Genomic DNA, 7,893 nt, shown 5'->3' on the forward strand with positions numbered 1-7,893 from the left:
TTCAGGAGGTTCGCCGGCTGCATGCCGGCCTGCCCAGGCACGTGCTTCTGGTGCTCGACGCGGCCTATGCCGAATATGTCCGCCGCAACGACTATGAGGCCGGCATCGAGCTGGTCGGCAGCACCGAGAACGTGGTGATGACCCGTACCTTCTCCAAGATCGGCCTAGGCGGGGCGCGGATCGGCTGGATGTATGCGCCGATGCATATCGTCGACGCCATCAACCGCGTGCGCGGTCCCTTCAACGTCAATGCGACGGCGATCGAGGCCGGTATCGCAGCCATCCGCGACCGCGCCCATGTCGAGCGCAGCGTGGCGCACAACGAGACCTGGCTTGCCTGGTTGAGCGAGGAATTTACAAAGCTCGGGCTGCGGGTGACACCCAGCGTCGGCAATTTCGTCCTCATTCATTTTCCCGATGACCAGAAGCATTCGGCGGCGGCGGCGGACGACTATCTGACGGCGCGCGGCTATATATTGCGGCGCGTTTCGGGCTATGGCTTTCCCAACGCGTTGCGCATGACCGTCGGCACCGAAGAGGCCAATCGCGGCGTTGTCGCCGCTCTCACGACATTCCTGAAAAGCTAGAGACCATGACATCACCGATGTTTGAAAAGATCGCGCTGGTCGGCATCGGCCTGATCGGCTCGTCGCTGGCCCGCGTCATCCGCCGCGAAGGTCTCGCCCGTCACTTGGCCATTTCGACCCGCAGTGCCGCGACACTGGCGCGAGCCGAGGAACTCGGGCTGGGCGATAGCTATACTACCGATGCGAGAGAAGCTGTCCGCGATGCCGACCTGGTCATCGTCTCGGTGCCGGTCGGCTCGTCCGGCGCGGTGGCCGAGGAAATCGCGCCGGCGCTGAAGCCGGGTGCGATCCTCACCGATGTCGGCTCGACCAAGGCGTCCGTCATCGCGCAGATGCAGCCTTATGTGCCTGAAGGTGTCCATTTCATTCCCGGCCATCCGCTGGCGGGCACGGAAAAATCCGGCCCCGACGCCGGTTTCGCCGACCTGTTCGACAATCGCTGGTGCATCTTCACGCCGCTGCCCGACACCGACCCGGACGCGCTGGAGAGGCTGTCGGAATTCTGGCGCCGCTGCGGTGCCAACATCGACACGATGGACCCGCAGCATCACGACATGACGCTCGCCATCGTCTCGCATTTGCCGCACATCATCGCCTACAACATCGTCGGCACCGCCGATGATCTGCAGTCGGTGACCAAGTCCGAAGTGATCAAATATTCGGCTTCCGGCTTCCGCGACTTCACCCGCCTTGCCGCCTCCGACCCGACCATGTGGCGGGATGTCTGCCTGCACAACAAGGACGCCATTCTCGAAATGCTGGCGCGGTTCTCGGAAGATCTGGCGTCGCTGCAACGCGCGATCCGCTGGGGCGACGGCGAAAAGCTCTTCGACCTGTTCACCCGCACCCGCGCGGTGCGCCGCTCGATCATCGAGGCCGGCCAGGATATCGACGTGCCCGATTTCGGCCGCCAGGCCGTCGAGCATCCCGCGAAGGGCTAAGTCTGTTTCAGGCTGGCCAGGTCTGCGCAACCATGGCCAGCGTCTCGGCCCTTTCCGGCGCGCCCAGCCTGCCGCCGAAGCGCAGGCATTTGAGCGCGGCGGCCGCACTGGCAAAGCGCAAAGCCTGCTCGACCGGCATGGCTTCCGTCAACCCGACGGCGAAGGCGCCGTGGAAGACATCGCCGGCGGCGAGCGTATCCACTGCCTTGATCCTCGGCGCCGCGACATGGCGCACACAGCCTGCGCGACGGTCGTGCCACCAACAGCCCGCCGCGCCGCCGGTTACCGCGACAAAGGCGTCGGTGCGGCTGGCGAGATCGGCGCAAGCCGTTTCCGGATCGAGCGCCTGGCCGCAGACGATGCGCGCCGCCGTTTCCGAAGCGACGATGTGCGTGGCGAGCGGCAACAGCTGTTCCAGAACTTCCAGCGGCGCGGTGTCGGCATCGAGGATCGCCGGACGCCCAACGGCGCGTGCCGCCTTGAGTGCCAACGCTGCCGCGCCCGGCCAGCGGACATCGACCAGCACGGCGTCGAATGCCGTGAGGTCGGCGACCGGCAAGACTTCGGGATCGGCCTGGGCCAGCCCGTCATAGAACGGCACGATGATGCGCTCGCCATGCGCGTCGACCAGGATCGAGGCCAGCGCCGAGCGGGCGCCTCTGACGCGGCGCACAAAGGTGCAATCGACGCCTTCGGCCTCGATGCCGGCGATGAGCTGGTCGGCGACGGCATCGTCACCCGCGCTCGCCCACAGCGATACCTCGGCGCCGAGGCGGTGGGCGGCACAGGCAGCACTGGTGGCCATGCCCGAGGCGATCTGGAGGCCGTCGGAGGCAATGAACTTGCCCTGATGCACGGGCAGCGTCTCGACGCGCAGGATGGTGTCCAGCGTCAAGGCGCCAACGCTCAGCAGCTTCACGGGTTTTGCCATGGTTGAGCTATTCGACCGGCTTGATCTTGCCCAGCGGAATGAAGCCGAGCGAGGCCTTGCCCCTGACCACCTTCAGCGGCATCGACGGTTCGTTGCCGAGCACCGCCAGGGCAGAAAAACCCTGCTCGATCTGGCTTTTCTGCTCGGGTATGGCGGCGCCGAGGATGGCCGCCACCGCCTTCGGGTCCTTCAGCCTGATCATCAGATCGGCGTTGACCAGGCCCTCGGCATCGACCGAGAGCGGTCCCGAAACGGTAATGCGCGCCGTGCCCGACGACAGGTCAAGGTTGCGGATTTCGATCGCCTGGCCACGAAGGCTCTTCACCTGCGTGCCGATCAGTGCGACGCCGTTCTTCAATGTCACATCGCCGCTGGCATCGAGCGCCGGAAGCACGCGCCCTCCAATTGCGTCGGGGTCGATCTCGAGATCGCCGAAACTGCCGAGATAGTCGATATCCTCGCCGTTGGGCTGCAGCTGACCCGATGCCTTGCCGGCGCTGAACAGTTGCACCGGATCGGTGTCGTCGGCCGGATCGGTCTGGCCGGACAGGCCCTCCGCCTCCAGCGAGATCCGCTGCGGCAGCGGCCACCACAATTTGAAACTGGCCTGCAGATTGTCCCAGTCGATCCACAGCGGCACCATGTCCGGAACGGAGGTCCTGAGCGGGCCGCGCAGATTGGCAACCGGCGACAGAGGCTGGATGATCTGGGCGGCCGCGTTGAAACTGCCGGCTGAAGCCGCAATGTTCCTGGCATCGTCCTCATAGGCGAGGTTGTCGCAGGAGACGGTAAAGCTCAAGGGATAGCCGCTGACCTGGAGATTGGCACAGCCGGCCTCGACGCCATTCTTGTTGAGCGTGGCGACCGCCTTGTCGGCCTCGCTCCTGACGCGGTCGGCCAGATAAAACCAGCCGCCGCTGTAAAGGGCGAACAGCACGACGATGAACGCTGCAAGCCAGAACAGGCGGCGACGGTTACTTGGCTGGCGTTCGTCACTTGACGTCATGCTTTGGCTCTCGTTAACGCATGGGTGTTGCGGACGGGTGGTCGATTCCGCCAGGCAGACAGACGAATAGTTAGACGGGACGGGCGGAAAAAACACCGGTCCGGGTGCGGTGTTGGCATCTTTTGCAATCAGGCGCGGCGATATGGGCGATTTTTGGGTGTTTGGCTATGGCTCGCTGATCTGGCGGCCGGGATTCGCGCATGTCGAAACACAGCGTGCCCGCCTGCATGGCTACCGGCGCTCGCTCTGCGTCTATTCCTTCGTGCATCGCGGCACGCGCGAGCGGCCGGGGCTGGTGCTCGGACTCGACCGTGGCGGGTCCTGCGTCGGCCTCGCATTCCGCGTCCCCGGCGACTTGCGCGACGAGGTCATGGCCTATCTTCGCGAGCGCGAACTGGTCACCAATGTCTATCTGGAGCGCTTGCTCAAGATTCGCCTCGACGGGGGCGGTACGGTCGACGCGGTGGTCTACATTGTCGACCGCCAGCACGAGCAATATGCCGGAGCGCTCGACGCGGCGGATGCAGCGGCCGTGGTGCGCGGCGCGGTCGGCCAGTCCGGCAACAACGAGGACTATGTGCTGAGCACGCTTGAGCATCTCGAGGCACTGGGCATAAGCGACCACTGGCTGGAGGATGTCGCCAGCCAGGTCGCGCCTTTGTGAAGCTGGCTCTGCGGAAAAAGGCGGCCAGGCCTTTGACCTCGTTCAGGCAAGACCTAGGTTAGGCTCCGACCTTCAGCCCGCGGGCGCCATTTGCCCGCCCCAATCATCCCGGAGATCCGCCTTGCAGAAACGTCGTCTCGGTCGCACCGACCTTACCATCGCGCCGCTGGTTCTGGGCGGCAATGTCTTCGGCTGGACCGCCGACGAGAAAACCTCGTTCGACCTGCTCGACCGCTTCGTCGGCGCCGGCCTCAACGCCATCGATACGGCGGATGCCTATTCGCGCTGGGTTCCCGGCCACAAAGGCGGTGAATCGGAAACCATCATCGGCAAATGGATGAAAGACCGTGGCAATCGCGACAAGGTCGTGGTGATCACGAAGGTCGGTTCGGATATGGGGCAGGGGCACAAGGACCTGTCCGCCGCATACATCGAAAAGGCCGTCGACGCATCGCTGAAGCGGCTGCAGACCGAAGTCATCGATCTCTATCTGTCGCACTGGCCGGACCCCGCAACGCCCTATGAAGAAACGCTTGGCGCCTACGAGAAGCTGCTCGCCAAGGGCAAAATCCGCTATGCCGGCTGTTCGAATCTCGACGCCGGCCAGTTGCGTGCCGCACTCGATGTGGCGAGCTTGCGCAGCCTGCCGCGCTACGAGGTGCTGCAGCCGGAATACAATCTTTACGACCGCTCGTCCTTCGATGGGCCGTTGCGCGATCTATGCGTGGCCGAGGACATCGGCGTCATCACCTATTTCAGCCTGGCCAAGGGTTTTCTCAGCGGCAAATACCGCAGCGAGGCCGATCTCGGTCAAAGCCCGCGCGGCGGTGGCGTGAAGGACTACCTCAACGCGCGCGGCATGCGCATCCTTGCGGCACTCGACGCGGTTTCATCAAGGCATTCGGCCAAGCAGGCGGAAGTCGCGCTTGCCTGGGTGATTGCGCGGCCGGGCGTCACCGCGCCGATCGCCAGCGCCACCAAGCCTGAACAGATGGACAGCTTGATCAGGGCGGCGGCGCTGAAACTGACTGCCGCCGACATGACCGAACTCGACAGAGCGAGCGGCTGAAGCTTCAGGCGCGACGCCTCGCACGAACGTCCAAGACGCCACTCTGGTCCTGCCATACCGTCTCTTCGCGCAAGGCAGGACAGAGGAGAAAATGACTGAGCCGCTTCTTTCGCAGCCGGATCTTTGGGGACAACTTCTCGCGCTCGTGCTTGCCGCCCTGGTGATCATGGGCAGCCCGGGTCCGGCAACGATAAGCGTTACCGCCGTTGGGGCCGCCTTCGGTTTGCGCCACTCGCTGGGCTATGCCTTGGGAATTATCCTGGGCACGATCGCCGTGCTTCTGGTTGTCGCGACCGGGGTCGTGGCGGTGCTTACCTCGATGCCGAGGCTGGCGCCGTTGCTGGCTTTCGCCTCGGCGGCCTACATCCTCTATCTCGCCTTCAAGATCGCCACGGCGCCGCCCATGGCAGCACGCGCCGCCGAGGCTTCCTGTCCAACATGGCTGGCTGGATTCCTTCTCGCGGTCGCCAATCCGAAGGCCTATGTGGCAATCGCCGCCGTGTTCGCCGGTGCTTCGCCCAAACAGGGTAACACTGAGCTTGGTCCATGGCTGAAGCTGATGGCTCTCGCGCTGATGATCGTCGCCATCCATGCTCTGTGGCTTGTCTTGGGAGTGGCATTCGCGCGCTTCCTGCGCCGGCCGGCGGCCTCGCGGATCGTCAACCTGGTCTTTGCGCGACGCTGGTGTTGACCACCGCGCTGGCCGTTTTCGGCTGAGAACTGCCGGCAGGAGACTTCCGGTTCAGGCTTTGTGTCTTGCGGCGTTGTCCAGCTCTTGCAGCCTTTTCACCGCTGTCGGCGGCAAGGCAGGCGGATTCGGGCCCCGCGCGGCATCAATCAGGAACTGGTCGCAGGCAGCCTCGGTCTCGCCGATCAGCCGGGCCATGAATTCGTCCTTGCTCAGTCCCGGTGGGATCGGCGGCAGGAAGCGCGCCTTCACGGTGCCGGGGTAGCGCAGAAATTTTCGACGCGGCCAATAGAGACCGGCGACATGGGCAACCGGCACCACCGGAATGCCAAGTTGCGCATAGATTTCGACGATGCCGTATTTGTAGGCCGGCTCGTCGCCCGGCGCGCGTCTTGTCCCTTCGGGGTAGATGATGAGCTGGCGAGGATTGCGCGCCATCTCCGCCTTGGTCGCGGCGACCACGGCCTTCAGCGCTTTCGAACGGCTGCCGCGATGAACCGGAATCATGCGCATCTTCATGATGTACCAGCCGAAGAACGGGATCCAGGTGAGCTCGCGCTTCAGGATGTAGAGAGGGTCGTGAAGATAGGGAAAGAAGGCGATCGCATCCCAGAACGACTGGTGTTTGGGGGCCAGGATGAAGGAGCCTTCGGGCAGGTTTTCCCGGCCGGTGATCTCGCTCTTTGTTCCGGCGATCTTGTCGTAAAGCCACATCGAGGTGCGCGACCAGAATTTCGGCACGAACCAGGCGCGGTGACGGGGCGACAGGAAATAATAGGGGGTCCAGAGGATCATCTGGACGATCAGGTTGACGTAAAAGACGAAATTGAACGTCAGCGATCTGATGTAGAGCATTTGGGGGAGCCCGGTGAGGAGGTGAGCGTTGGTTACACCAAGCGCGGGAAAAAAGGAAATGGCCGCAGGGCGCTTTGGCTGGCAACGAAGAACGGTCGCCAATGGGGGATTGGCCTGGTTCCGCTACATCAGCCGCGCCAGCCGCTCCTTCAGACGCGGGGCGGCAAAATCGAGGAATGCGCGCAGCTTGACCGGCAGCAGGCCGTGGCCCGCATGCACCAGGCTTACCGGCCATGGCTTTGGCTCAAACTCCTGCAGCAGGATGCGCAGCGTGCCGGACCGCAGCGCGGCTTCGATCTGGTAGGAAAGCACACGTGTCAGTCCGACGCCGGCAATCGCGGCATCGATGGCCGCTTCGGCGGTGTTGACCTGAAGCCGCGAGCGGACCCGCACCGGGATTTCGGCCTTGCCCCTGATGAAGCTCCAACTGGCGGCGGAGGCAAGTCCCTCGAAGGTGATGCAATCGTGTGTTTCCAGATCCTCCGGGGCCGTTGGCGTGCCGTGTTCGGCCAGATAGGCAGGGCTGGCGCAAACGACGCGGCGGATCGCGCCGACGCCGATGGCGACCAGGCTCGAATCGGGTAACTGGCCGATGCGGATGGCGAGATCGAAATGGTCCTCGACCAGCTGGGTTATGCGGTCGGCCAATGTCAGGCGGATGTCCACGTCTGGATAGGCGGCGAGAAAGCCGGTGACGACCGGCAGCACGTGCAGGCGGCCAAAGACGACCGGCGCGGTGATGGCCAGTTCGCCGGTCGGAGCACTGTATTCGCCGGCTGCCGTGCGTTCGGCCTCGCCGACGTCGTCGAGGATGCGGCGGCAGGCGGCAAGATAGGTCTGGCCGGCATCGGTCGGTGTTAGCCGTCGCGTCGAGCGATTCAGGAGGCGTGTGTTCAGATGGCGCTCTAAATCGGAAATTTTGCGGCTGACCGTCGCCAGCGGAATGCCGAAACGGCGGCTGGCTGCTGAAAGGCTGCCGGCCTCCACCGCGGCGACAAAGAGCGACATGGCTTCGAGACGATCCATAGCTTCTTCCGGAAAATGGAAGGACAGGTTGCGAATATGTCATCTGCATTTGAATGATGGAAGGCTCTATATTGTGTCTGTCGGCCTGCCCGCAGCATGGCCCACAAAGGAGTTGCCATGTCCGAA

Annotated in this window: 8 protein-coding genes and 1 pseudogene; 5 read left to right on the forward strand and 4 right to left on the reverse strand. The window is 63.9% G+C overall.

The genetic code is table 11. The annotated features are described in order from the left end of the window. Together EOC06_RS27720 and EOC06_RS27725 are read left to right on the forward strand one after the other, a co-directional pair. A partial coding sequence (locus tag EOC06_RS27720; RefSeq protein WP_128309278.1) for a histidinol-phosphate transaminase occupies positions 1-587 on the forward strand: 587 nt, incomplete at its 5' end. 5 nt (positions 588-592) lie between these two features. Continuing rightward, entirely contained in the window at positions 593-1,528 is a 936-nt protein-coding gene (locus EOC06_RS27725) for a prephenate/arogenate dehydrogenase family protein (protein ID WP_206631266.1), read from the forward strand. Between the two features lie 7 nt (positions 1,529-1,535). Here EOC06_RS27725 and EOC06_RS27730 read toward each other — a convergent pair whose 3' ends face one another. Next, positions 1,536-2,459, reverse strand: coding sequence for a sugar kinase (locus tag EOC06_RS27730; RefSeq protein WP_128309280.1), 924 nt, complete (start codon positions 2,457-2,459; stop codon positions 1,536-1,538). Between the two features lie 7 nt (positions 2,460-2,466). After that, positions 2,467-3,465, reverse strand: coding sequence for a DUF2125 domain-containing protein (locus EOC06_RS27735; protein ID WP_127397515.1), 999 nt, complete (start codon positions 3,463-3,465; stop codon positions 2,467-2,469). 142 nt (positions 3,466-3,607) lie between these two features. Here EOC06_RS27735 and EOC06_RS27740 point away from each other — a divergent pair, with 142 nt between their 5' ends. The 3 genes and pseudogenes from EOC06_RS27740 to EOC06_RS27750 all read left to right on the forward strand — a co-directional run bounded on the left by EOC06_RS27740 (position 3,608) and on the right by EOC06_RS27750 (position 5,915). Further along, complete coding sequence (locus EOC06_RS27740; RefSeq protein ID WP_128309281.1) at positions 3,608-4,129, forward strand: gamma-glutamylcyclotransferase; 522 nt, start codon at positions 3,608-3,610, stop codon at positions 4,127-4,129. A 121-nt stretch (positions 4,130-4,250) separates the two neighbouring features. Continuing rightward, positions 4,251-5,198 (forward strand): aldo/keto reductase, encoded by a 948-nt coding sequence (locus tag EOC06_RS27745; protein WP_128309282.1) that lies wholly within the window; start codon positions 4,251-4,253, stop codon positions 5,196-5,198. Between the two features lie 91 nt (positions 5,199-5,289). Then, a pseudogene (locus EOC06_RS27750) lies at positions 5,290-5,915 on the forward strand (LysE family translocator). A gap of 25 nt (positions 5,916-5,940) precedes the next feature. Here the strand turns inward: EOC06_RS27750 and EOC06_RS27755 are convergent. Together EOC06_RS27755 and EOC06_RS27760 are read right to left on the reverse strand one after the other, a co-directional pair. Next, complete coding sequence (locus EOC06_RS27755) at positions 5,941-6,741, reverse strand: 1-acyl-sn-glycerol-3-phosphate acyltransferase (RefSeq protein ID WP_128309283.1); 801 nt, start codon at positions 6,739-6,741, stop codon at positions 5,941-5,943. A gap of 123 nt (positions 6,742-6,864) precedes the next feature. After that, positions 6,865-7,767: a LysR family transcriptional regulator gene (locus EOC06_RS27760; protein WP_128309284.1), complete on the reverse strand. Its 903-nt coding sequence runs from the start codon at positions 7,765-7,767 to the stop codon at positions 6,865-6,867. Between the last annotated feature and the right edge of the window lie 126 nt (positions 7,768-7,893).

This window comes from Mesorhizobium sp. M7A.F.Ca.MR.362.00.0.0, from assembly GCF_004023175.1.
Lineage (GTDB): Bacteria > Pseudomonadota > Alphaproteobacteria > Rhizobiales > Rhizobiaceae > Mesorhizobium.